Genomic DNA, 24159 nt, shown 5'->3' with positions numbered 1-24159 from the left:
GTCGAGCCCCCAACCCTCTGTTTCGGCGATCATAAATGCCATGACCCAGACCGCGTACCGGGTTCGCGCCCAGCACATCGACGAATTGCGTGACCGGTTGCGCGCGCTCGACGCCAAGCCGCCGCACGAGGAGCAGGTGCTGCGCCGCTGGCTGCAGGCGCGCGCGCTGGCGTCGGGCCGGCGCCGGCCGGAGCACTTCCTGCCGCTCGCGCTGCGCGAGGCGCTGCCGGCGCTCGCCGACGAACTCGCGACGCTGGCGTGCCTGCACTCGCGCCACCCGGCCGCCGACGGCTCCGAGCGGCTGCTCGTCGCGCTGCACGATGGCCGCACGGTGGAGAGCGTGCTGTTGCCGCGCGGCGGGCTGTGCGTCTCCACGCAGGTGGGCTGCGCGGTGGCCTGCGGCTTCTGCATGACCGGGCGGGAGGGCCTGACGCGCCAACTCGGCAGCGCGGAGATCGCCGCCCAGCTGGCCCTGGCGCGCACGCTGCGGCCGGTGAAGAAGGTCGTCTTCATGGGCATGGGCGAGCCGGCCCACAACCTCGACAACGTGCTCGAGGCGATCGATGCGATGGGCACGCTCGGGGGCATCGGCCACAAGGACCTGGTGTTCTCCACCGTCGGCGACCGGCGGGTGTTCGAGCGCCTGCCGCAGGGCCGCGTCAAGCCGGCGCTGGCGCTCTCGCTGCACTCGCTGGACGCGCGCCGGCGCGCCGAGCTGCTGCCCAAGGCGCCGGCCTTCGAGCCGGCCGAGCTGCTCGAGCAGGGCCTGGCCTACGCGCGCGCCACCGGCTACCCGCTGCAGGTGCAGTGGACGCTGCTCGAAGGCGTGAACGACGGCGAGGACGAACTGCAGGCGCTCGAGGCGCGGCTCGCGCGACGCTACGCGATCCTGAACATGATCCCCTGGAACCGCGTCGAGCCGCTGCCGTACCGGCGCCCGAGCGAGGAGCGTGTCACCGCGATCTTCCGGCGGCTGAACCAGCGCGGCGTGCTCACGCGCATGCGCCAGTCCGCCGGGCAGGACGTGGAGGCGGGCTGCGGGCAGCTGCGCTCGCGCGCTCAGGCGGTGGTCGTGCTGCGCCAGGGGGCGCAGGCGTAGGCGCGCGCCAGGCCCTCGCGCAGGCCCACCGTCGGGCGCCAGCCGAGCGCGTTGATGCGGCTGGAGTCGAGCAGCTTGCGCGGCATGCCGTCGGGCTTGCTGGCATCGAACACCAGGGCGCCCTCGAAGCCGACCGTCGCGACGACGGCCTGCGCCAGCTCGCGGATCGAGAGGTCCGAACCGCAGCCGATGTTCAGCGGCGCATCCGCATAACCCGTCTCGGCCAGCATCACGCAGGCCTGCGCCAGGTCGTCGACGTAGAGGAACTCGCGCCGCGGGGTGCCGCTGCCCCACACCAGCAGCTCGGCAGCGCCGCGCTCGCGCGCCTCGTGGGCGCGGCGCAGCAGCGCCGGCAGCACGTGGCTCTGGCCGGGCGTGTAGTTGTCGTTCGGGCCGTACAGGCTGGCCGGCATCACGCTCACGTAGGCGCGGCCATGCTGCAGGCGGTGCGCCTCGGCGAGCTTGAGCCCGGCGATCTTGGCGACCGCATAGGCCTCGTTGGTGGGCTCGAGCGCGCCGGTCAGCAGCGCGCTCTCGGGCATCGGCTGCACGCAGTCGCGCGGGTAGATGCAGTTCGAGGCGAAGTACATCAGCGACGCGATGCCGGCGCGGTGCGCCCCTTCGATCAGGTTGGCCGCGATCTGCAGGTTCTGGAACAGGAACTCGGCCGGTTGCGTGCGGTTGGCCTCGATGCCGCCGACCCTGGCCGCGGCGACGAACACATACTGCGGCCGGTGCGCGGCGAGGAAGTCGAACACCGCGCGCTGGTCGAGCAGGTCGAGCTCGTCGCGTGTGCGCGTCAGCACACGGTGGTAGCCGCGCGCGCGCAGCGCACGCACCAGCGCCGAGCCGACCATGCCGCGGTGGCCGGCCACGTAGACGAGGCTGTCCTGGTCGATCATCGGCGACGTTGTATCAGCGCTCGCCCTTGACGGCGTAGGCGCCGGGGCAGTGGGCCCAGTCGAAGCGCTTGAGCACGATGCCCTTGTCCATGAAGAACTCGTCGGCCGCGCGGCTCTCGCCCTCCCAGGGGCGCACGCCGTAGTCGTCCAGCACCAGCACGCCGCCGGTGACGATGCGCGGCCAGAGTTCCTCCAGCGCCACGCGCGTCGGACGGTACAGGTCGCAGTCCACGTGCAGCAGGCTGATGCGCAGGCCGGGCTGCTCGCGCACGAAACGCGGCACGCTCTGCTCGATCTGGCCGTCCACCAGCACGATGCGCGGCTTGTAGGGGATGAAGCGGTCGCGGTCGTAGATGGCGATCGCCTCCTCGAGGATGGCCTTGAACTCGCCGCCGTTGTAGCCGCCGATCACCTTGTTGACGCGCAGGTCCTCGCCGCCGTCCTCCGGGGCGAACTCGGTGAAGCCCTGCCAGTTGTCGAAGCCGATCACCTGCTTGGCGCGGTCGCCCATGCAGCGCACCTCGAGGAAGTTGGCCCAGTTCATCAGCGAGGCGCCGCGGTAGACGCCCAGCTCGACGATGTCGCCCGGCAGCTCGATGGTGCGGCGGAAGAGTTCGTAGTGCGCCAGGTAGCGCTTCTGGAACACACGCCGCGAGTAGATCTGGAAGTTGCGGCAGATCTCGCGCTTGGTGACGCCGTGGCGCTCGAAGTGCTCCTCGAGCAGGGCCTCGATGTCGTCGTCGGCGCGGAAGTTGGCGCGGCCGTCGTACTGGCGCTGGGTCTTCTCGCGGGTCTGGTCGCGTTCCAGGGTCTCGGTCGTCATGGGGTCGTCCTCCGGGAAGTCAGAACGCGCGCACGAGTTCGCCGCGCTCCACGTCGTAGTACTGGCGCGAACTGCTCGTGCTCGCGCCGAACCAGCGGCTGTCGATGCTGCAGCGCACGCGCGTCGAGGTGTTGGGGTGGCTGTAGTGCAGCAGGTGCGGGCCGAAGATCAGCGCGTCGCCCGGCTCCATCTCGATGTGGCGGTCGGTGAAGCGCGCGTGGCCGGCTTCGGCATCGACGTAGTTGCCCCACAGCGTGGCCTGGCCGTGGCGCAGCGGCCCGAGCCGGTGCGAGCCCTCCAGCACGTTGACGCCGCCGCAGGCCTCGTCGATGGTGCAGAACGGCAGCCACACGGTGGCGAACTCGTGGATGTGCGGGAAGTAGGGGCCGTCCTGGTGCAGCGGCACCTCGGAGCGGTTCACGCCCGGCACCTTGAAGCGCAGCATCGGCGGGAAGTGCAGCCGCAGGGTGGGGCTGCCGATCAGGCGGCGCAGCGTGCCGGTGAGCGCGGCCTCGCCGGCCAGCAGGCGCAGCTCGTCGCGCTGGCGCACCTCGAGCGGGAACTCGCCGCGCATCAGGTGCTGCATGTCGCGCGGCTGGGCCAGGAACCAGGCGTCCAGGTCGCCCTGGCGCGCGAGGAAGTCGGCCAGCTCGGCCGCATCGTCCAGCCGCGCGCCGGTGTGCTGCCGGAAGTCCTCGGCCAGGCGAGCGAACTCGCCGTACAGCAGCGCGCCGAGGCGGCGCACCGTGCTGGCCGACACGATGCCCGGCAGGTGCAGATAACCCTGCTGCTCGTAGCGCGCGGCCAGCGCCGCTTCGTCGAGCGCGGGCAGGGGCAGGGCAGGCGCCGCGTCGCGGGCCAGGGCGGCGGTGCTCATGCTCAGAACTCGTGGTACGCGCCGCGCACCGCAGAGGTCTCGCCCGCCACCGCGTCGGCCCACCCGAGCACGATGTACTGCTCCCTGGGGCAATGCTGTTCGACGGTGTTCAGGAAGTGGAAGTGGCGGAACTTCTCGTTGCGCAGCAGCAGCCGGTTGCTGCGCGGGAAGATCGGCTCGGCCGTGTCGTCGTCGCGCACGTAGGTGAGGATGCCGCCGTAGTCCCAGCACCAGCCTTCGTTGATGAACAGGCTGTAGCCGACGATGCCCGCGTAGCCGTCCTGGTGGGCGCGGTAGACGTCGCCGCCGCGCACCCGCACCGCGCCGGGGAACAGGGCCCAGCGCGCCGCGCCGGCGCTGGCCTCCTTGAGCACCGGCGCGAGGTGCGCGTGGAACACCTCCTGCAGGCTGGCCAGGCGCTCCTGCTCGCGGATCAGCGAGAACTTGGCGATGTAGGGCTCGTCCGGGCGCGGCAGGGTGCCGATCTCCGAGGCGAACACATGGCTGTAGTGGGCCGGGCGCAGCTGGTACTGGATCTTCGCCTCGCCGCCCTTCAGGTCGGCCAGCAGGCGCTGGTACAGCTCGGGCGGCAGGAAGTCGTCGATGATCACGTAGCCGTGCGTGTCCAGCCGGTGCTTCTGGCTGTCGGTCAGGCGCGGCGGGGTCAGGACGTCGGCGCTCATCATGGCGGTCTCCCTCTGTCGTGTCGTGCGGCTCATTCGACCACCAGGTACGAGGTGCGCGCGCTGTGGCGGTAGTGCTTGATGGCGTAGCGGCCCAGGCCGATCACCTCGCGCAGCGCGACGGTCTCGCCCGGCGTGGTGTCGTCGTTGATCTCGTCGAAGCCGATCACGCTGCCCTTGGTCAGGTAGGGCAGCAGCTCCTTCAGGCAGTCGCGCGTGGGCTCGAACAGGTCGAAGTCGAAGTAGGCCAGTGCGACGATGGTCTGCGGGTTGCGCGCCAGGAACGCGGGGAAGGTCTTCGTGGCATCGCCCTTGACGATCTCGAACTTGCGCAGGTGCGGCAGCGGGCTCTCCTCCTCCTGCATCGCCAGCACCTGCTCGAGGTGCTGCTCGTAGCCGGGGGCGGTGGCGTAGTCGCCCGCCTCGACGCACTTGCCGTCCTCGGTGGCCACCGAGACGAAGCCGGAGAAGGTGTCGAAGCCGATCACGCGGCGCAGCCGGTTGAAGGGCTCGTAGATGCCGCGCAGCGAGGTGTAGAGCGACATGTTCTGCCCCCAGCGGCAGCCGAACTCGAGCACCACGCCCTGCACCTCGAGGATCTGGCGGTACAGGAAGTCCATGAACAGCACGCGTGAGAGCGTCTGCGGCGTCAGGTACAGGCCGGCGTTGAGCATCAGCTCGCGGTCGGGGATCGGCGAGTTGCGCATCAGACGCGCCAGCTGGCTGCGCCGGTCGGTCTCGCCGGCGGGGCCGAAGGTCATCATCTTGGGGGCGGTGGCGGTCATGGTGGTTCCTCGGGGTGGTTCGGGGCGGCGGCGGCTCAGGCCACCTGGCGCAGGGGTTCGGCGTGGGCTCGCGCGGCGGGGCCGAGCACCTCCTCCAGCAGCGGCTGCATCCAGGGCGCGAGCGGCAGCTCGGTGCGGAAGCGGCGCAGCACGCCGTCGGCGATCTCGCGCCGGTTCGGCACGTCCAGTGCGGCACGGGCCCACTCGACGAATTCCTCCGCCGGGGCATGCATCACGTACGGGTCGAGCCGGCAGCGGTCGGCATGCGCCTGGTGCACCAGGAAGTTGCGGTTCTGCAGGTGGAAGTGCATGCGCGAGATCGACGGCAGCGTGTTCTCGGGCGACAGCGGGATCGACAGGCAGACCTTGGTGCGCGCGAGCTGGTCCAGGCGCAGGTAGTCCGGCGTGCTCTGGGCGCTGTAGATCACCTTGTGCTGCCGCCCCAGCTCGGCCAGGATGCCGCGGCGGTACTCGGTCATCGTGCCGGAGAAGTAGAAGTCGATGTCCTTCTCGGCCTCGGGGCGGTGCTGCACCAGGTCGCTGCCCGAGACCCAGCCGTGCGGCAGGAAGCGCACCGGCTTGTCCGGCAGCGCCGCCTGGTAGGGCGCGATGGCCGTCTCGCCCAGCACCCAGATCGCCTCGGACAGGCGCGCCGCGACCATGAAGCCGTCGTAGCGCAGCTTCCAGTAGTCGTGGTTGCCGTAGTGCCAGTGCTGCTGCACCAGGCCGTGGTTGAAGGTGCCGCCGGTCAGCAGCTCCGTCGCGACCAGGATGTAGCGCGTGCCGGGGGTCTTGCTCTCGAGCACGTGGCGCAGGTGCGCCTCCTCGACGAAGTGCTCGATCAGGATGTTGCAGTGGCCCGGCATCAGCTCGTGCGAGACCACCGGGTCGAGGCCGCAGTCGCGCAGGCCGTTGCGCAGCAGGCCCACCAGGTCGGTGATGCCGATCGAATTGCCGTGGTTGCCGGTGTAGATGCAGATGCGCATGTCCTGCCTTTCCGAACTCGCGGAGGGAGCGCTGCGGGGGCCATCATCGGCATTCGCCACCGCCGGGAGCGCCGGAAGAGCAGGGGCATTCGGCCCCATTTCGGCGCCGGGCCGCACGTGCGCCAGCACCCGGTTCAGGCCCCGGTGCACGTGGTTGAGCGTCAGGTGCTCGCGGCTGTGCGCCAGGTTGCGCGCGGCCATCTCGGCCAGGCGCGGCAGTGCCGCATGGGCGCGCAGCAGGGCATGCACGCCGGCGGCGAAGTCCTCGCGCGGCTGCTCGTACTCGTCGTAGCGGTCGCTGATCCAGCCGCCCGGCTCGTCGCGGTAGACCAGTGCACGCACGCCGCGCAGCGTCAGCACGCTGTCGGCGATCGGGGCGGTGTACTCGTCGTAGCCGGGCGCGTCGGGCACCAGCGGCACGCAGCCGTGTGACAGGGCACGCAGCAGGCTGCCGGTGTGCAGGCCGGCGGCCGGCAGCGCGAACACATGGTGCGACAGGAACAGCTGCTCGAGCGTGGCGTCGTCGACGCGCTCGCGCAGCCAGGTCACGCCCTGCAGGTGCGCCGGGCCGAAGCGCCGGCCCAGGTCGTCGGGCACCGAGGACAGCACGGTCAGCTGCGCGTCCGGGTGCTCGCGGCGCAGCCGCGCAAACGCCTCCAGCAGGTGATGGCCGCCGCGCAGGTAGAACGAGCGCGGATGGTGGTGCAGCGAATTCGTGAACAGGATGCGCAACGGCCCGCCGGCGAACTTGGCCAGCGGGTCGCCGCCCGAGGGGGGCGGCAGCCCGAGCGGCACCCGGTGGCACTTGGCGGCGATGACCGGGCTGCGGAACACCTCGTTCAGGATGCGCAGGCTGTCCTTCAGGTGGCTGATGACGGCCAGGCAGTTCGGCGACTCGAGCGCCTCGCGCACCAGAGCGAACCAGGGCTGCGCCCGCAGGTCCACCCCGCGGCACTCGCCGTGGAACAGGAAGGGCACGAACAGCGTCGGCAGGCTCTCGAAGTGGAAGATCCAGGGCTGCGAGCCGGCGTACAGCGGCGTGGTGTGCAGCATCAGCAGATCGCAGCGGCCGGCGGACGACTCCATCGCCAGCTGGTCGTGGAAGTTGAGCCACTCGATCAGCTTGCCGGCCTGGGCCTCGTCCAGGTGGCGGGCCTGGCGCGCGATGCGGCCCAGCAGGCCGTCCAGCCGCTGCGGCGGCAACGCCGAAAGCTCGCCCAGGCGCACCGGCTCGATCGCCGGATTGCCGTCCAGGAAACCGAGTGCCAGCGGGTGCGCCCCGTTCAGCGGCCGGTAATGCGGCATCCACCAGGGGAGGCCGAATCGCACGGGGGGCATGTCAGTGGCGCCCGGCCGTCGCGAAGGCCGGGTCGACACGGGCGTCGCGCCGGTGCTGCAGCGGGGCCTGCGGCGCCGGGTGCAGCGCCTGGCCGGCCCGCGCCGGCTTGACGGCCACGAGCGTGGCCACCAGCTCGAGCGGGCGGCCCTGCTCGTCCTCGATCAGCTGCACCGCCTCGGGCTGCCAGTCGCTGCGGCCCACGTGTCCGGCGGCCGTGGCCGCCAGGTGCGCGAACGAGCCCTCGTACCAGGCGCGCTGCTGGGCCGGATCGGACCAGGCGCCGGGTCGTGCGCCGTGGGCCACCCGCAGCACCAGCCGCGCGCCCGGCCGGGCCGCGCGCCAGAGTTCGTCGAACAGCGCCTGCGCGTCGCGCACCCCTTCGAGCACATGGCTCAGGTGGATGCCGTCGAGCTGTCCGTCGGGCAGCGGCAGCGGCCGGGCTCGCGCGGCGGCAGGGTCCCAGTCGAGGTTGATCCAGCCCGGGATGCGCTCGCGCCCGCCGTCCAGGTGCAGCACGCGTGCACGCGACTCGAAGGCCGCGACGCGTGCGCTCTTCTCCACCCAGGAGTCCTTCTTCACCACGCTCCAGTTCGAGAACACCGGGCTGGTGTGGGTGCGGTAGTGACGCTCCTCGTCCGTGAGCGCGCCTTCGTCCGCATACCAGGGGGTGTGCTCGACGATGTACGGGTGGCCCAGGCGCAGGTTGCAGGGTTCGTTGCTGAACTCCGCCCCGGCCGGGTAGAGCGCGAAGGTGGTGTCGATCGGCGCGGCGAACACCCCCGGCGCCACCGGGTGCTCCCAGAACTGCGACTCCCACTTGCGCACGGTGTCGGCCTGGCCGTAGTGATCGGGCAGGTCGTCGATGCGCAGGGCCGGGCCGACCTTCTTCGCGTCGGGCCAGCGCTGCAGGGTCTCGTGCAGCCGCCCGATCAGGTCGGCCGGGCAATGCGCGGCCGGCACCACGTCGGAGTCGGTCAGCACGTAAGGGGTGTCCAGCACGCGGTGCACGCCCTGCTGCCACAGCACGTAGGGGCCGTGGTTCTCGGGCAGCAGCATCGCGTTCACGCCGGCCGGCAGCGCCTGGTACCAGGCGCGCAGCGGCGCATAGTCGGACGCGTTGTCCAGGATCACGATGCGGCGCGTGCCGGCCGCGCGCAGCCAGTGCACGAGGCGCTGCAGGGCCTCGAGGCGGTTGCGGTTGACGATGAAGACCGGGATGTCGCGCCAGTCCATGTGTGGGGCCCTCGGGAAGCGTCGCGGGGCAGTCTAGGCGGCACGGCGGCGCGGCGATCGAAGCGTCAGCCGGGCAATCCCGGCCCAAACCGCGGCCGGCCACACGTGAGATGTTTCACGCTGCAACGCCGGGCCGACGCGCCGTGTAGGAACTTGCCTGACACGCCGCGTGGATGAAGAGGGACTCAAGCCGCAGAGGTGGGCTGATGTTGCAGTCCAACTCGGCTCATCACAATTCGTTCCACGCTGTCACGCATCACCACCCCAGGCAAGAAAGCAAGGAGCCACGAGATGAACGCCGAACAGATCCTGACCGAAATCCGCGAAGCCAACCTGTCCTACCTGATGCTGGCGCAGAGCCTGATCCGCACCGACCGCGAGCAGGCGCTGTACCGCCTGGGCATCAGCGAGGAGACGGCCACGCTGATCGGCCTGCTGACCCCGGCGCAGATGATGAAGATCGCCGCCGGCAACACGCTGCTGTGCCGCTTCCGCATGGACGACGACCTGGTGTGGGGCCTGCTCACCAACCACGGCAAGGCGGCCAACGACACCACGACCCGCCTGCACGCGTCGATCCTGATGGCCGGCCGCCATCAAGAGGCCGCCTGATCACTCAAGTACACGAACAAGACACCAGCTCGGGGAGTTTTTCACATGGCCCGCACCAAGAGCATCCTGACCGAAGCCAAGCAGATCGAGCGCGCGGTGACGCTGATCAACCTGGGCGCGCGGCTGCAGGTGCTGGAGTCCGAGACCGATCTCTCGTACGAGCGCCTGCTGCGCCTGTACAAGGAGGTCTCGGGCAAGTCGCCGAGCAAGGGCCAGCTGCCGTTCTCGACCGACTGGTTCATGACCTGGCAGCCCAACATCCATGCCAGCCTGTTCCTGAACATCCACGAGTACCTGAACAAGGTCGCCGAGATGGACGAGATCGACGTCGTCATCAAGGCCTACCAGCTCTACCAGGAGCAGACCACCGCGCAGGGACTCGAGGCGCTGCTGTCGGTGACGCGCGCCTGGCGCCTGGTCAAGTTCGTCGACAACGGCATGCTGACCATGACGAAATGCTCGAAATGCGGGGGCCATTTCGTCACCCATCCGCACGAGATTGCCAAACACTATGTCTGCGGGCTGTGCAACCCGCCGGCACGCGCCGGCAAGGGCAAGGCGGCCGGCGGCATCCAGATGCACTGAGGCTGCGTAAGTCTCCTCAAGTTTCCGCGGCGGCCCGCCGATACCCAGGGCGAACGGTTTCTTTCTTGCTTGTCTCCTCCTGGCACGTCCCTCGTGCCTTTGCAGCGGGTCCCTCGGGGCCCGCTCTTTTCTTTGGAGCGGCGACAAGTTGTCGCTCAAGACCGGCGCGGCGCGCGCCGATAAGGACCGCAACACCTCCGGAACACCGGTCGCGGAACAGGAACCATGTTCGTCCTCATCGGCTACGGCGTCGCACTCGGCTGCATCTTCGGCGCCTACATCATCCACGGCGGCAACATGAGCGTGATCATCCACGCCCTGCCCACCGAGCTGATGGCCATCCTGGGCGGCGCGCTCGGCGCATTCATCGTCAACAACCAGCCCAAGGTGCTGAAGGCCACGCTGGGCGCACTGCCCGGCCTGCTGAAGGGCTCGAAGTACTCCAAGGCGCGCTACATGGAGCTGATGGCGCTGCTCTACGACATCCTGCAGAAGGCCCGCAAGGAGGGCCTGATGTCGATCGAGAAGGACGTCGAGGACCCGCACAACTCGCCGCTGTTCCAGAAGTACGCGACGGTCGGCAGCGACCACCATGTCGTGGAGTTCATCACGGACTACCTGCGCATGATGGTCTCGGGTAACCTGAACGCCCACGAGATCGAGAGCCTGATGGACTCCGAGATCGAGACCCACCACCACGAGGCGCATGCGCCGGTGGCGGCGATCGCGCGCCTGGCCGGCGCGCTGCCGGCCTTCGGCATCGTCGCCGCGGTGCTGGGCGTGGTGAACACCATGGGCTCGGTCGGCCAGCCGCCGGCGGTGCTGGGCGGCATGATCGGCTCGGCGCTGGTCGGCACCTTCCTCGGCATCCTGATGGCCTACGGCGTCGTCGAGCCGCTCGGCGGCCTGCTCGAGCAGAAGATCGACGAGAACGGCAAGGAGCTGCAGTGCATCAAGACCACGCTGCTGGCCTCGATGCAGGGCTACGCGCCGCAGGTGGCGGTGGAGTTCGGCCGCAAGGTCCTCTACTCGGGTGACCGTCCCACCTTCGCGGAGCTGGAAGGCCACGTGAAGGGAAAGAAGTAAGCCATGGCCGGCGACAGCAAGAAGCTCCAACCGATCATCATCAAGAAGATCAAGAAGGGCGGCCACGGAGCACACGGCGGCGCCTGGAAGATCGCCTACGCCGACTTCGTCACCGCGATGATGGCCTTCTTCCTGCTGATGTGGCTGCTCGGCTCGACCACCGAAGGCGACAAGAAGGGCATCGCCGACTACTTCAACTCGCCGCTCAAGCTCTCGCTGATGGGCGGCGGCAGCGGCTCGGGCGATTCCTCGTCCGTCATCAGGGGTGGCGGCCAGGACCTTTCGCGCGCCAGCGGCCAGGTCAAGAACGGCGAGGTCGAGGCGGCCCGGCGCACCATCAACCTGCAGGCGCTCAAGGCCGAGCAGCGGCGCGCCGAGGCGGCGCGGCTGCAGGCGCTGAAGGAGAAGGTCGAGGAGGTGCTGGCGAACAACCCGCGCCTGGCGGCGCTGAAGTCGCAGATCCGCCTCGACATGACCCCCGACGGCCTGCGCATCCAGATCGTGGACGAGCAGAACCGGCCGATGTTCGACAGCGGCAGCGCGGTCGTGCAGTCGCACATGCGCGAGCTGCTGCGCGAGATCGGCTCGGTGCTCGCCGAGGTGCCGAACCGGCTGACGCTGGAAGGCCACACCGACGCCCAGCCGTTTGCCGCCGGCGACCGCGGCTACAGCAACTGGGAACTCTCCAGCGACCGCGCCAACGCCTCGCGCCGCGAACTGGTGGCCGGCGGGCTGCCCGACGACCGCGTGCTGCGCGTGCAGGGCCTGGCCTCGAGCAACCTGTTCGAGCCCGAGCGGCCCGACAGCCCGGCCAACCGCCGCATCAGCATCATCGTGATGAACCGCGAGGCGGAGGACCGGGTGCTGCGCAACGTCCCGCCCGAGCCGGAGCTCGAGGCGAAGGACGTGGAGGCCGGCACGCCGCCGCTGATCGAGAAGCCCTCAATTCCGCTGCCGCCGACCCGATAACCGACACAGTCCCGCACCGAGGCCTGCCATGAGCAACCCCACCGACCTGAAATTCCTGATCGTCGACGACTTCTCCACGATGCGGCGCATCGTGCGCGGCCTGCTCAAGGAGATGGGCTGCAACAACGCCGAGGAGGCGGAGGACGGTGCCGTCGCGCTGAACATGCTGAAGAACGCCAAGTTCGACTTCGTGGTCAGCGACATCAACATGCCGAACATGAACGGCTTCGAGCTGCTGTCGGCGATCAAGAAGGACGAGGCGCTCAAGCACCTGCCGGTGCTGATGGTCACCGCCGAGGCGCGCAAGGAGGACATCGTGCGCGCCGCGCAGGACGGGGCCGCCGGCTACATCGTCAAGCCCTTCACCAAGGCCACCCTCGAGGAGAAGGTGCAGAAGATCATGCAGAAGCTCGCGGCCACGGCCTGAGCGCGCTCATCCAGGGGCAAACAACATGAAGATGGACGATCTTTCCACGCTGGCCCCGCAGATGGCCGCCGGCGCCTCTCCCGAGGTGTTCCACCAGCTCGGGCTGATCACGCGCCAGCTGCATGACACCTTGACGCAGCTCGGCGTGATGCCCAAGCTGCAGATCGCCGCCGACGGCCTGCCCGACGCGCGCAGCCGCCTGAACTACATCGCCAGCAAGACCAGCGACGCGGCCAACAAGGTGCTGAACTCGGTCGACCAGGCGAAGGCCGACCATGCGCACATCTCGGCCGAGACGCGCCGCATCGCGCAGGCCATCGTGAAGGACCCGGTCAAGGCCGTCGCCTCGGGCTCGGTGATGAACTTCGTCGGCGACGTCGAGGCCGCCACCGCGCGCATCGACCAGCACCTGACCGACATCATGCTGGCGCAGGACTTCCACGACCTGACCGGCCAGGTGGTCGCCAAGGTCGTGTCGCTCGCCTCCGAGCTGGAGGACAGCCTGGTCAAGCTGCTGGTGCAGGCCGCGCCGCCCGAGCAGGCGCAGAAGGTCGAGGCGGCCGTGCTGAACGGGCCGGTGGTCAACCCGGAAGGGCGCACCGACGTCGTCACCAACCAGGCCGAGGTGGACGATCTGCTGGCCAGCCTCGGGTTCTGACCCGGCGCGTCGATTCCGCCACGAAGCGGCCTTGCCGCGGCACTCAAGCCGCCGCACGCGCGTGCGATAAATGAGCAGCGGTGCATCGGACAGCGCCGTCACGACGCAGGCGAGCGATGCGCCCCGAAGTACCCCCGCCCGTTCCCCTCCCGCGATGAAGCTGCGTACCGTCTCGCGCGGCTTCTTTGCATTGCTGGTGCTCGCGCTGCTGGCCAACATCGGCGCCCTGCTGGCGATCGGGCGGGCCTACGACGCCTCGCGCCAGGCCGACACGCGGCGCACCCAGGCGCTGAACCTGGTGCACGAGCTGAGCGCCGAGACCGACCGCCTGGCGCGCCTGGTGCGTGCCTACGTCACGACGGCCAACGCGCGCTACCTCATCTACTACTACGACATCCTGGCGATCCGCCAGGGCGCCAAGCCGGCCCCCGAGGCCGAGGACTTCGGCCTGTACTGGGAGCATGTCATCGCCGGCCGGCGTCCGCACGCGCTGCCGGCCGGGCGCGCCGGCGTCTCGCTGGCCGAGCGCATGCGCCGGCTCGACTTCGACCCGTCCGAGCAGCAGGCGATGCGCGAGATCGTCGCGGCCACCGAGCGCCTGGGCGAGACCGAGCAGGTGGCCTTCGCCGCCACCCAGGGGTTGTATGACGCGCGCGCGGGCGCCTTCGTCTCCGACGGCAAGCCCGACCCGGAGCATGCCCGCCGCGTGATCTTCGGCCAGGACTACGAGCGCCAGGGCGCGGCGCTGGCCGACGCCGTGGCGCAGCTCGGCCGGCGCGCCGACGCCCGCACCGCCGGCGAGGTGCAGCTGGCCAGCGACCGGCTGCGTCGCCTGATCCAGGGCGCGGTGATCGGCAACGTCGCCGTCGGCGTGCTGCTGCTGCTGGCGCTGTGGGGCGTGCACCGCCGCCTGCTGCAGCCGATCGCCGCGCTGGCGCGGCTGGCCGAACGCTTCGCCGCCGGCGACTACCGCACCGGGCAGCGCCGCGCGCCGGCCGGCACGCACGAGCTCGACCAGCTCGGCGAGACGCTCGAGCAGATGGCCGACTCGATCCAGGACGACCTGGCCGGACGCGACCGCGCGCAGCGCGAGCTGGAGTCGGCCTGGGCGCAGGCCGAGGCGGCGACGCAGGCCAAGTCGATGTTCCTGGCCAACATGAGCCACGAGATCCGCACGCCGATGAACGCCATCATCGGCATGACGCACCTGGCGCTGGGCACCTCGCTGGACGCGCAGCAGCGCGACTACCTCGAGAAGGCGCACGGCGCGGCCACGCTGCTGCTGGGCGTGCTCAACGACATCCTCGACTTCTCCAAGATCGAGGCCGGCAAGCTGACGCTCGAGTCGGTGCCGTGCCGGCTCGAGGAGGTGGTGGGCGGCGCGCTGATGCTGCTGCGCGAGCGCGCCCAGGCCCGGAACCTGGAGCTGGTGTGCGACTACGAGCAGCCCGAGCTGCTGGATGTCGCCGGCAGCTTCCGCGGCGACCCGCTGCGCCTGGGCCAGGTGCTCGTCAACCTGCTGTCCAATGCGGTCAAGTTCACCGAGCAGGGCCATGTGCACCTGGGCGTCGGGCTGGCCGCGCTCGACGGCGAGCGCGCCACGCTGCGCTTCACGGTCAGCGACACCGGCGTCGGCATGGCCTCCGAGCAGCTGGCCCGGCTGTTCCAGGAGTTCACCCAGGCCGACGGATCGACCACGCGCCGCTACGGCGGCACCGGGCTGGGCCTGAGCATCTCGCGCCGCCTGGTGCAGCTGATGGGCGGCACGATCGAGGCCCACAGCACGCCGGGCAAGGGCTCGCGCTTCGTGGTCACGCTGCCGGTCGCGCTGTACGCGGCGGCGCCCGCGCCGGCCGTGCTGCCCGAGGTGGCCGGCCTGCGCGTGCTGGTGGTCGACGACCAGCGCGAGACGCGCCAGTCGCTGCTCGGCCAGCTGCGCGCGCTGCGCGTGGGCACCGGGCCGGGCGGCATGCTCGAGGCGGTGGCCAGCGGCCACGATGCCGTGGAACGCTGCTGCGCCGCGCAGCGCGTCGGCCAGCCGGTCGACCTGCTGCTGCTGGACTGGGTGCTGGCCGACATGGATGGCGGCGACACGCTGCTCGGCCTGCGCCAGCGCGGCGCGCTGCCGCAACGCGTGATCGTGATGTCGGCCTACCACTGGGACAAGCTGCGCCGCGACGCGCTCGCCGCGGGTGCCCAGGCCTTCCTCGACAAGCCGGTGCTGCCCGAGGCGCTGCGCCGCGCGCTGCTGCCCCAGGCCGCCCCGGCCGCGCCGCGGGCCGGGGCGCCCGAGCGCGCCGGGCGCGAGCTGCTCGGCCTGCGCGTGCTGCTGGTGGAGGACAACGTGGTCAACCGCCAGCTCGCCTGCGAGCTGCTCGAGCGCGCCGGCGCCACCATCGACACCGCGGTGAACGGCCGCGAGGCGATCGAGCGGCTCGAGCGGCGCGGCGCCCAGGCCTTCGACCTGGTGCTGATGGACCTGCAGATGCCGGTGATGGACGGCTACGACGCCACCCGCGCGATCCGCGCCCGACCGCAGTGGAGCGCGCTGCCCATCGTCGCGATGACGGCGCATGCGATGGTCGAGGAGCGCGAGCGCTGCCGCGCGCTGGGCATGCGCGGGCACATCGCCAAGCCGCTCGACCCGCGCACGCTGATCCGCGACCTGGCCGTCTGGCTGCCCGGCGGCGCCCCGGCGCGCGACGAGGCCGGCGGCACGGCGCCCGAGGCGGGCGCGCCGGCGCCGGCCTGGCCGGGCATCGACCTGGCCGAGGCGCTGCGGCGCTGCGGCGGCGAGGCGCTGCTGCGCAGCTCGCTGCGGCGTTTCGCGGTGCACTACCGCGGCCACGCGGCCCGGCTCGACACGCTGCTGCGCTCGGCCGACCGCACCGCGCTCGGCCGCGAAGCGCACACCCTCAAGGGCCTGGGCGCGCAGCTCGGCATGGCCGAGGTGGCCGGCGCCGCGATCACGCTGGAGGCCGCGCTCGCGGCCGACCCGCCGCTGCCCGAGGCCGTGGCGGCCTGTGCCGGCGCGCTGGGGCGCGCGGTCGAGCGCATCGTCGCCGTGCTGGCGAAGGACGACTCGCTCGAGCTGCCGCGCAACGACGACCCGGCCGCCCCCGTGCCCTGGGCGACGCTGCGCCGCCTGCTGGCCGAGGCCGACAGCGAGGCGCTGGTGCACTGGCAGCGCGACCGGGCCACCCTGATGGCCGCGCTCGGCGCGCAGCGCGCCGGCGCACTCGACGAGGCGATGCTGCGCTGCGACTTCGAGGCCGCGCTCGATGCACTGCCGCAGGACACCGAGGCGGCGACATGACGGCGGTGCGCAGCTCCCTGCTGGTGGTCGACGACGAGCCGGCCAACCTGAACCTGCTGGCCGGGCTGCTCAACACCGAGCACCGCGTGCGCCTGGCGCCGGGCGGGCAGCGCGCGCTCGAGCTGGCCCGGCGCGAGCCGCCCGACCTGGTGCTGCTGGACGTCGTGATGCCCGACATGGACGGCTACGCCGTCTGCCGCGAGCTCAAGCGCGACCCGCGCACGCGCGACGTGCCGGTGATCTTCGTCAGCGCGATGAGCGAGGTCGACGAGGAGACGCGCGGCTTCGAGGCCGGCGCGGCCGACTACATCCACAAGCCGATCAGCCCGCCGGTGCTGCGCGCGCGCGTGCGCACGCACCTGCAGGTCAAGGCCTGGCAGGACTCGCTGCACCGCCGCAACGCGGGCCTGGAGGCGCAGCTCGGCGAGCGGCTCGGCCAGCTCGAGCGGCTGCGCGACGCCACGCTGTACGCGATGGTCTCGCTGGCCGAGTTCCGCGACAGCGACACCGGCAACCACGTGCGCCGCACGCAGGAGTACGTGCGCGTTCTGGCCGAGCACCTGCGCTCCACCGGACACCCCGCGCTGGCGGGGGCCGACGACGAGAAGATCGAGCTGCTGGCCAAGTCCGCGCCGCTGCACGACATCGGCAAGGTCGCCATTCCCGACCACATCCTGCTCAAGCCCGGCCCGCTGGACGCGGCCGCCTTCGCGACGATGAAGACACACGCGATGCACGGCTTCGAGATCCTGCGCCGCGCCGCCGAGTGCATGGGCGGCGACTCCGGCTTCCTCGGCTACGCGATGGAGATCGCGCGCCACCACCACGAGCGCTGGGACGGCCGCGGCTACCCCGACGGCCTGGCCGGCGAGGCCATTCCCGTGTCGGCGCGCCTGATGGCGGTGGCCGACGTGTACGACGCCCTCATCAGCCGCCGCCCCTACAAGGAGCCGATGTCGCACGGCGAGGCGATGCGCCGCCTCGACGACGGCGCCGGCGCCCACTTCGATCCGCAGGTCGTCGCCGCCGCGCATGCCTGCGAACAGGCCTTCATCGAGATCGCTCGCCAATGGCACGACTGACGACCCCCTCCGCTTTCCGCCCGCTGCGCGTGCTCGCCGCCGCGCTGCTGGTGCTCGCCGCGCTGCCGGCGGCCGCCCAGGACGGCCTGCGCATGTCGGCCTCGGCCTTCGCCACGCTGGGCTGGGCGCAGAGCGACAACGAGATCCCGTACCAGGGCATCGCCGACGGCGGCACCGTGCGGCGCGACAGCGTGTTCGGCGCCCAGCTCGACCTGCAGTTCTCGCCGCGCTGGTCGGCCACCGTGCAGGCGCGGCTGGCGCCCTCGCCGCACCACGAGTCCGCCTGGGACCTGCGCGCGAGCTGGGCCTTCGTCGCCTGGCGTCCCGACAACGACTGGCTGCTGCGGCTGGGCAAGGTGCGCGTGCCGCTGTACCTGCGCTCGGAGAACCTGGACGTGGGCCAGACCTACGACGAGGTGCGGCTGCCGGCCGAGCTGTACACGCTGGCGCCCACCAACGACTTCACCGGCGCCAACCTGGCGCGCAGCTGGGGACTGGACAACGGCGAGCTCACGCTGGAGGCCTACTTCGGGCGCAACCGCCTCACCAAGCGCTTCTGGCTGCGCGCCGGAGTGCCGCCGCAGCTGCCGCCGGGGCCGCTGTACCGCGAGGTCGAGACCACCGTGCAGGGGCTGGTGGCCACCTGGCGGGCGCCGCGCGCCACCGCGCGGGTGGGCATCCACCACGCACGCACCGAGCAGTCGGACGGCTCGCGCCAGTTCCTGGTGCGCCCGACCTGGGCCCCGCTGGGCCCCGGGGTCGGCTACTGGCAGACCAGCAGCCAGCTGCCCGGTCCGGGGGTGGAGAACCTCGACCACATCTCCAACCTGCTGCTGATGGTCGGCGGCGAGCTGCACCTGGGCAGCGGCTGGCGCGTGGCCTCGGAACTCGGTCGGGTGTGGCAGCGACACACCGAGATGGGGCTGGACGCCGCGGGCGGCTACCTGAGCCTGTACCGCAGCATCGGCCGCTTCACGCCCTATGCGAGCGTGGCCGCGATCCACACGCTGGGCGCCAGCCAGCGCTGGTCGCGCGAGCTCGAGGGCACCACGGTGCCGGGCGTCGTGCCGGGGGCCGACCTGCTGAACGCGAGCATGCGCGTGTCGGCCGACACCGTGCCGATCTACGACCAGAGCTCGCTGGCGCTGGGCAGTTCCTACGCGCTGAACACGAACAGCAAGCTCAAGCTCGAGTGGCAGCATGTGTGGGCGCGGCGCTCGTCGATGTTCGACCTGCCGGCCGGCGAGCCGATCGACAAGCGACGCGGGCTGAACGTCTGGTCGGCCAGCGTGGACGTGGTGTTCTGAAGGCGCGCCGATGAAACGCCACACCTTCATCGCCCTGCTGGCCGGCACCCTGCTCGGGCTCGCCGTGCCGGCCCACGCCGAAGACGCCCTGGTCGTCGTCGCCAACACGCCGCTGCGCGGGCTGGATGCCGAGGCGCTCCGGCGCATCTACACCGGCCGCATGATCGAGCTGGAGAACCAGGCGCTGCGCCCGGTCAACCTGCCCCCCGGCCACCCGGCGCGCAAGCGCTTCCTGGCGCTCGTGATGCAGCAGGACGACGACGACTACCTCGCCTACTGGACCGTGCGGCGCTACGTCGGCAAGGGCGCGCCGCCGCGCGAGCTGGCCACGCCGGCGGAGGTCGTGAACCATGTCCGCAGCACGCCGGGCGCGATCGGCTACCTCGAGCCGGCCGACCTGAAGCCCGGGCTCACGGTGGTGCTGCGGCTGCCGGCCCGATAAGCGGACCCTTTCCCCCGCTGATCCGGCTCAAGTTCCGGCGCGGCGCCGGAACAATGGCAACGACCCGTAACCCACGGGCTTTGTTGCCATGGCCGATCAGGACGCCCAGGACCGCCAGTTACCCGCCACCGCACGCCGCCTCCAGAAGGCGCGCGAGGAAGGCCAGGTCGCGCGCTCGCGCGACCTCGGGCATTTCGCCGCGCTGGCGGCCGGCGGTGCCGTGCTGGTCGCGGCCGCGCCCTGGGCGGCACGCTGGCTGCAGCAGGGGCTGGACCGGGCGCTGCGCTTCGACGGCCGCGTGCTGGCCCACCCGGAGCTGATGCTCGAGCGCCTCGCCGAGCTCGCCACGCTGCTGTTGTGGATGGTGCTGCCGCCCGGGCTGCTGATGACCGGCGTGGCGGTGGCGGTGGCGATGGCCGGCGGCGGCTGGAACTGGACGCTCAAGCCGCTGGCGCCGAAGTTCGCCTTCCTCGATCCCGTCGGCGGGCTCGGGCGGCTGTTCTCCAAGGCCCAGCTGATCGATGCCCTGAAGGCCTGCCTGCTGGCCGCCGTGCTGATGACGATCGGCGCGCTCTACCTGCGCGCCCATGCGGGCGACTTCGCCGCGCTGCTGGCCGTGCCGCTGCCGGCCGCGGTGGGCGCCGGCGCGCAGACCATCCTCGGCGGCCTGGTGCTGCTGGTGCTGGCGCTGGCCGGCTTCGCCGCGGTGGACCTGCCGCTGCAGCGCCACCTGCTGGCGCAGAAGCTGAAGATGAGCCACCAGGAGGTCAAGCAGGAGCACAAGGAGCTGGAGGGCAACCAGGAGGTCAAGGGCAAGCAGAAGGCACGCATGCGCGAGATGACCAAGCGCCGCATGCTGGCCGCCGTGCCCAAGGCCGACCTGGTGGTGATGAACCCGACCCACTACGCCGTCGCGCTCAAGTACGAGGACGGCAGGATGGCCGCGCCGCGGGTCGTGGCCAAGGGCGCAGACCTGCTGGCGATGCGCATCCGCGACGTCGCCAAGGGCGCGCAGGTGCCGGTGCTGCAGGCGCCGGTGCTGGCGCGCGCCCTCTACGCCCACACCAAGCTCGACCAGGAGATCCCGCAGGCGCTGTTCGCCGCGGTGGCGCAGGTGCTGGCCTACGTCTACCGCCTGCGCGCCGCACTGGCCGGCCGCGGCCCGAACCCGGGCGACCTGCCCGAGCTGCCGGTGCCCGCCGAGCTCGACCCGCACCACCAGAGCGTGCCTGACATGGAGCACTACGAATGAACCCCGTGCTGCAACAGCTGCAGAAGCTGACCGGCGCCGACGGCCGCGTGCTGAAGGCGCTGATGGCGCCGCTGGCCATCGTGCTGATCCTGGCGATGATGGTGCTGCCGCTGCCGGCCTTCGCGCTGGACCTGCTGTTCACCTTCAACATCGCCATCGCGCTGATGGTGATGATGGTGGCGTCCTACATGGTCAAGCCGCTGGACTTCGCCGCCTTCCCGTCGGTGATCCTGTTCACGACGCTGCTGCGCCTGTCGCTGAACGTGGCCTCGACGCGCGTGGTGCTGCTCGAGGGCCATGCCGGCCCGGGCGCGGCGGGCAAGGTGATCGAGAGCTTCGGCCACTTCCTGATCGGCGGCAACTTCGCAGTCGGCCTGATCGTCTTCGCGGTGCTGGTGGTGATCAACTTCATCGTCGTCACCAAGGGCGCCGAGCGCATCGCCGAGGTCGGCGCGCGCTTCACCCTGGACGCGATGCCCGGCAAGCAGATGGCGATCGACGCGGATCTCAACGCCGGCCTGATCGACGAGAAGGAGGCCAAGCGGCGGCGCCAGGAAGTGGGCGACGAGGCGGAGTTCTTCGGCTCGATGGACGGTGCCAGCAAGTTCGTGCGCGGCGACGCCATCGCCGGGCTGCTGATCCTGGCCATCAACATCGTCGGCGGCTTCGTGATCGGCGTCGCGCAGCACGGCCTGTCGGCCGGCGAGGCGGCCAACAGCTACATCCTGCTGGCCATCGGCGACGCGCTCGTCGCGCAGATCCCGGCGCTGCTGATCTCGGTGGCCGCGGCGATGGTGGTCTCGCGTGTCGGCAAGGAGCAGGACGTCGGCAGCCAGATCGCCAAGCAGGTGTTCAACTCGCCGCGCTCGCTGGCCATCACGGCCGGGGTGATCGGCGCGCTCGGCCTGATCCCGGGCATGCCCAACCTCGTCTTCATCACCATCGCCTCGGCGCTCGGTTATGCCGCGTGGTGGATGAAGGAACGCGACCGCAAGGCCAAGGAGAAGGAGCCGGTGCGGCCGGCCGAGGCGGCGCAGGCCAACCCGGAGGCGACCTGGGACGACCTGCAGCCGGTGGACACGCTCGGCCTGGAGGTCGGCTACCGGCTGATCGCGCTGGTCGACAAGGCGCGCCAGGGCGACCTGCTGGCGCGCATCAAGGGCGTGCGCAAGAAGTTCGCGCAGGACGTCGGCTTCCTGCCGCCGCCGGTGCACATCCGCGACAACCTCGAGCTCAAGCCGAGCGCCTACCGCATCACGCTGCGCGGCGCGGTGGTGGGCGAGGGCGAGGCCTACCCGGGCATGCTGCTGGCCATCAACCCGGGCGGCGCGACGCTGCAGCTGCCCGGCACGCGCACCATCGACCCGGCCTTCGGCCTGCCCGCGGTGTGGATCGAGGACCGCCAGCGCGAGGCGGCGCAGATGGCCGGATTTACCGTCGTTGATTGCTCGACCGTCGTCGCGACCCATCTCTCACACTTGATGCAACTCCATGCGGCCAAGTTGCTCGGCCGTGTCGAGACGCAACAGCTGGTCGAACACGTGACCAAGCTGGCCCCGAAGCTGATCGAGGACGTCGTGCCCAAGATGGTCGGAATCGCCACGCTGCAGAAGACGCTCCAGCTGCTGCTGGAGGAGGGCGTGCACATCCGCGACATGCGCTCGATCGTCGAGTGCCTGGCCGAACATGCCGCCACCGTGACCGACCCGTCCGAGCTGGCGCGGCGCATCCGCATCCACCTCGCGCCGGCGATCGTGCAGCAGATCTACGGGCCGGCCCGGGAGCTCGACGTGATCGCGCTCGAACCCGAACTCGAGCGCCTGGTGAGCCAGGCGCTGAACTCGCCGCACGGCGCCGCGCTCGACCCGGGCGTGGCCGAGACGCTGACGCGGCGCGCCGCCGACTCGGCCAAGCGCCAGGAGGACCTCGGCGTGCCGGCCTGCCTGCTGGTGCCCGACCCGATCCGCGCGCCGATGGCGCGCCTGCTCAAGCGCGCCGCGCCGCGCCTGCGCGTGCTCGGGCACAGCGAGATTCCTGAAACCCATTCGATCCGCATCGGTTCCGTCATCGGGAGCACGGCATGAACTGCAAACGCTTCACCGCGCGCAACTCGCGCGAGGCGCTGACCCTGGTGCGCCAGGCCTTCGGCGAGGACGCCGTCGTGCTGTCCACCAAGCCCTGCGCCGAAGGCGTGGAGGTGCTGGCGATGGCGCCCGAGGGCATGGCCCACATCGAGCAGCTGTCGGCCACGGCGCCGAGGATCTCGGCGCCGTTCCATGACTCGTCCAAGGTCGTCGCCGCGCCGCAGCCGCAGCCCGAGCCGGCACGCCCGGCGCCCAAGCAGCCGCCGCGCCGCGGCCCGCTGGCCGAGCGCATCGAGCCCGAACTGAAGCCCGCGCCGGTGGAAGAGGACGTGCGCAAGCTCTCGATGAGCACGCTGTCGTTCCAGGACTTCGTGCGCGAGCGCATGCTCAAGCGCCGCCAGGAGGCGATGGCCGAGGTATCGCGCTTCCCGGACGACGCGCTGGCCGCGCCGGTGCTGGGCACGCACCACGAGCAGCCGCCCGAGCCGCCGCGCGCCGCGCCCGCGGCCAGGCCGGCGGTGCGCCAGCCGACCCGCGCCGGCGCTCCGGTGCCGCAGCTGCACGACACGCCGGCCGCGCTGCCGGTTGCCCCTGCCGTGCCGCCGGCGGCCCCGGTGGCGGCGCCCGCTGCGGCTGACTCGGCCGCACTCGCCGCCGCACGCCGCGACCAGGAAGAGATGATCAAGGAGCTGCGCCAGCTCAAGGGCCTGGTCGAGGAGCGTTTCGGCGCGCTCGCCTACATCGAGAAGCTGAACCGCCAGCCCGGCCAGGCGCGCCTGACGCAGAAGATGCTCGAGTGCGGCTTCTCGCCCGCGCTGGTGCGCAAGCTGGCCGACGCGATGCCGCCGGAAATCGCCGACGAGACCATCTGGGCCGCCGGTGTGCTGGAGCGCAACATCGTCACCGGCGAGGCCGACGGTGCGCTGGAGGACCAGGGCGGCGTGTTCGCGCTGGTCGGCGCCACCGGGGTCGGCAAGACCACCACCACCGCCAAGATCGCCGCTGCCTTCGCCACCCGGTTCGGCGCCGGCAACCTGGGCCTGATCACGCTCGACGCCTACCGCCTCGGCGCGCACGAGCAGCTGCGTGCCTACGGCCGCATCCTCGGCGTGCCGGTGCACACCGCACACGACCGTGCCTCGCTGGAAGACCTGCTCGAGCTGCTCTCGGCCAAGAAGATGGTGCTGATCGACACCGCCGGCATGGCGCAGCGCGACAGCCGCACCCGCGAGCTGCTGGACATGCTGCAGCACCGCGCGATCCAGAAGCTGCTGGTCGTCAACGCCGCCTCGCAGGGCGAGACCATCGAGGACGTGCTGATCGCCTACCGTGCCGCCAGCTGCGCCGGCGTGGTGCTGTCCAAGCTCGACGAGGCGGTCAAGCTCGGCCCCGCGCTCGACGCGCTGATCCGCCACAAGCTGAAGGTCGTCGGCGTGGCCAACGGCCAGCGCGTGCCGGAGGACTGGCACCGCCTGTCGGCCAACGCGCTGGTGCACCGCGCGCTGCGCGGCGGCGGCAGCACGGCCTACAAGTTCGATGCCGGCGACGTCAACCTCGTCTTCACCTCGCCGCGCGCCGGCGCGCTGCACGCCGCCGCTCTCTGAACCCCTTC

At 71.2% G+C, this 24159-nt stretch carries 21 protein-coding genes; 14 read left to right on the top strand and 7 right to left on the bottom strand.

Annotated elements, in window-relative coordinates:
• Positions 1–40: 40 nt before the first annotated feature.
• Positions 41–1099: an RNA methyltransferase gene (locus tag D9C15_RS25720; RefSeq protein WP_128001495.1), complete on the top strand. Its 1059-nt coding sequence runs from the start codon at positions 41–43 to the stop codon at positions 1097–1099.
• Here D9C15_RS25720 and D9C15_RS25715 read toward each other — a convergent pair.
• Genes D9C15_RS25715 through D9C15_RS25685 form a run of 7 tightly spaced genes read right to left on the bottom strand, consistent with a single transcriptional unit; the run spans position 1060 to position 8727 of the window.
• Entirely contained in the window at positions 1060–2001 is a 942-nt protein-coding gene (locus D9C15_RS25715) for a GDP-L-fucose synthase family protein (RefSeq protein ID WP_205854907.1), read from the bottom strand. The genes D9C15_RS25720 and D9C15_RS25715 overlap by 40 nt on opposite strands.
• Positions 2002–2014: 13 nt before the next feature.
• On the bottom strand, positions 2015–2824 hold the full coding sequence (locus D9C15_RS25710; protein WP_128001493.1) for a TylF/MycF/NovP-related O-methyltransferase: 810 nt from the start codon (positions 2822–2824) through the stop codon (positions 2015–2017).
• A gap of 19 nt (positions 2825–2843) precedes the next feature.
• Complete coding sequence (locus D9C15_RS25705; protein WP_128001491.1) at positions 2844–3701, bottom strand: phytanoyl-CoA dioxygenase family protein; 858 nt, start codon at positions 3699–3701, stop codon at positions 2844–2846.
• Positions 3702–3703: 2 nt separating this feature from the next.
• Positions 3704–4384, bottom strand: coding sequence for a 2OG-Fe(II) oxygenase (locus tag D9C15_RS25700; protein WP_164886852.1), 681 nt, complete (start codon positions 4382–4384; stop codon positions 3704–3706).
• A gap of 32 nt (positions 4385–4416) precedes the next feature.
• The gene (locus D9C15_RS25695; protein WP_205854906.1) at positions 4417–5169 is read right to left on the bottom strand and encodes a class I SAM-dependent methyltransferase; all 753 of its coding nucleotides are present in this window, start codon (positions 5167–5169) and stop codon (positions 4417–4419) included.
• 35 nt (positions 5170–5204) lie between these two features.
• Positions 5205–7493 carry a glycosyltransferase family protein gene (locus tag D9C15_RS25690; RefSeq protein ID WP_128001487.1) on the bottom strand — a complete coding sequence of 763 codons (2289 nt, stop codon included), beginning with the start codon at positions 7491–7493 and terminating at the stop codon, positions 5205–5207.
• Between the two features lies 1 nt (position 7494).
• Entirely contained in the window at positions 7495–8727 is a 1233-nt protein-coding gene (locus tag D9C15_RS25685; protein WP_128001486.1) for a methyltransferase domain-containing protein, read from the bottom strand.
• A gap of 291 nt (positions 8728–9018) precedes the next feature.
• Between D9C15_RS25685 and flhD the strand changes: the two genes are divergently transcribed.
• The 13 genes from flhD (at position 9019) to flhF (ending at position 24151) form a co-directional block, all read left to right on the top strand.
• Complete coding sequence (gene flhD, locus D9C15_RS25680; RefSeq protein ID WP_128001484.1) at positions 9019–9339, top strand: flagellar transcriptional regulator FlhD; 321 nt, start codon at positions 9019–9021, stop codon at positions 9337–9339.
• A 45-nt stretch (positions 9340–9384) separates the two neighbouring features.
• Positions 9385–9924: a flagellar transcriptional regulator FlhC gene (gene flhC / locus D9C15_RS25675; protein WP_112186070.1), complete on the top strand. Its 540-nt coding sequence runs from the start codon at positions 9385–9387 to the stop codon at positions 9922–9924.
• Between the two features lie 225 nt (positions 9925–10149).
• Positions 10150–11010 (top strand): flagellar motor stator protein MotA, encoded by an 861-nt coding sequence (gene motA, locus D9C15_RS25670; RefSeq protein WP_128001482.1) that lies wholly within the window; start codon positions 10150–10152, stop codon positions 11008–11010.
• Positions 11011–11013: 3 nt separating this feature from the next.
• Positions 11014–11979, top strand: a complete 966-nt coding sequence (motB, locus tag D9C15_RS25665; RefSeq protein ID WP_128001480.1) for a flagellar motor protein MotB — start codon at positions 11014–11016, stop codon at positions 11977–11979.
• A 28-nt stretch (positions 11980–12007) separates the two neighbouring features.
• Positions 12008–12406, top strand: a complete 399-nt coding sequence (cheY, locus tag D9C15_RS25660; protein WP_128001478.1) for a chemotaxis response regulator CheY — start codon at positions 12008–12010, stop codon at positions 12404–12406.
• 25 nt (positions 12407–12431) lie between these two features.
• Positions 12432–13064 carry a protein phosphatase CheZ gene (locus D9C15_RS25655; protein WP_128001476.1) on the top strand — a complete coding sequence of 211 codons (633 nt, stop codon included), beginning with the start codon at positions 12432–12434 and terminating at the stop codon, positions 13062–13064.
• Positions 13065–13218: 154 nt separating this feature from the next.
• Positions 13219–16380 (top strand): response regulator, encoded by a 3162-nt coding sequence (locus D9C15_RS25650; protein WP_128001474.1) that lies wholly within the window; start codon positions 13219–13221, stop codon positions 16378–16380.
• The gene (locus D9C15_RS25645) at positions 16377–17462 is read left to right on the top strand and encodes an HD-GYP domain-containing protein (RefSeq protein WP_128001472.1); all 1086 of its coding nucleotides are present in this window, start codon (positions 16377–16379) and stop codon (positions 17460–17462) included. The genes D9C15_RS25650 and D9C15_RS25645 overlap by 4 nt, the downstream gene beginning before the upstream one ends.
• On the top strand, positions 17450–18769 hold the full coding sequence (locus D9C15_RS25640) for a hypothetical protein (RefSeq protein ID WP_128001470.1): 1320 nt from the start codon (positions 17450–17452) through the stop codon (positions 18767–18769). The genes D9C15_RS25645 and D9C15_RS25640 overlap by 13 nt, the downstream gene beginning before the upstream one ends.
• Positions 18770–18779: 10 nt before the next feature.
• Complete coding sequence (locus D9C15_RS25635; protein WP_128001468.1) at positions 18780–19211, top strand: hypothetical protein; 432 nt, start codon at positions 18780–18782, stop codon at positions 19209–19211.
• 88 nt (positions 19212–19299) lie between these two features.
• Positions 19300–20463: an EscU/YscU/HrcU family type III secretion system export apparatus switch protein gene (locus tag D9C15_RS25630; protein WP_128001466.1), complete on the top strand. Its 1164-nt coding sequence runs from the start codon at positions 19300–19302 to the stop codon at positions 20461–20463.
• A complete protein-coding gene (flhA, locus tag D9C15_RS25625; RefSeq protein ID WP_128001464.1) occupies positions 20460–22547 on the top strand; it encodes a flagellar biosynthesis protein FlhA in 2088 nt (695 codons plus the stop codon). Before D9C15_RS25630 ends, flhA begins: the two co-directional genes overlap by 4 nt.
• Positions 22544–24151: a flagellar biosynthesis GTPase FlhF gene (gene flhF, locus D9C15_RS25620; RefSeq protein WP_128001461.1), complete on the top strand. Its 1608-nt coding sequence runs from the start codon at positions 22544–22546 to the stop codon at positions 24149–24151. The genes flhA and flhF overlap by 4 nt, the downstream gene beginning before the upstream one ends.
• Positions 24152–24159 lie beyond the last annotated feature (8 nt).

Origin of the sequence: Piscinibacter defluvii, from assembly GCF_004011805.1 — a bacterium.
Taxonomy (GTDB): Bacteria; Pseudomonadota; Gammaproteobacteria; order Burkholderiales; family Burkholderiaceae_C; genus Piscinibacter; species Piscinibacter defluvii.
The sequence above is the reverse complement of the archived record's forward strand: the minus strand, read 5'-3'. Positions and strand labels throughout refer to the sequence as shown.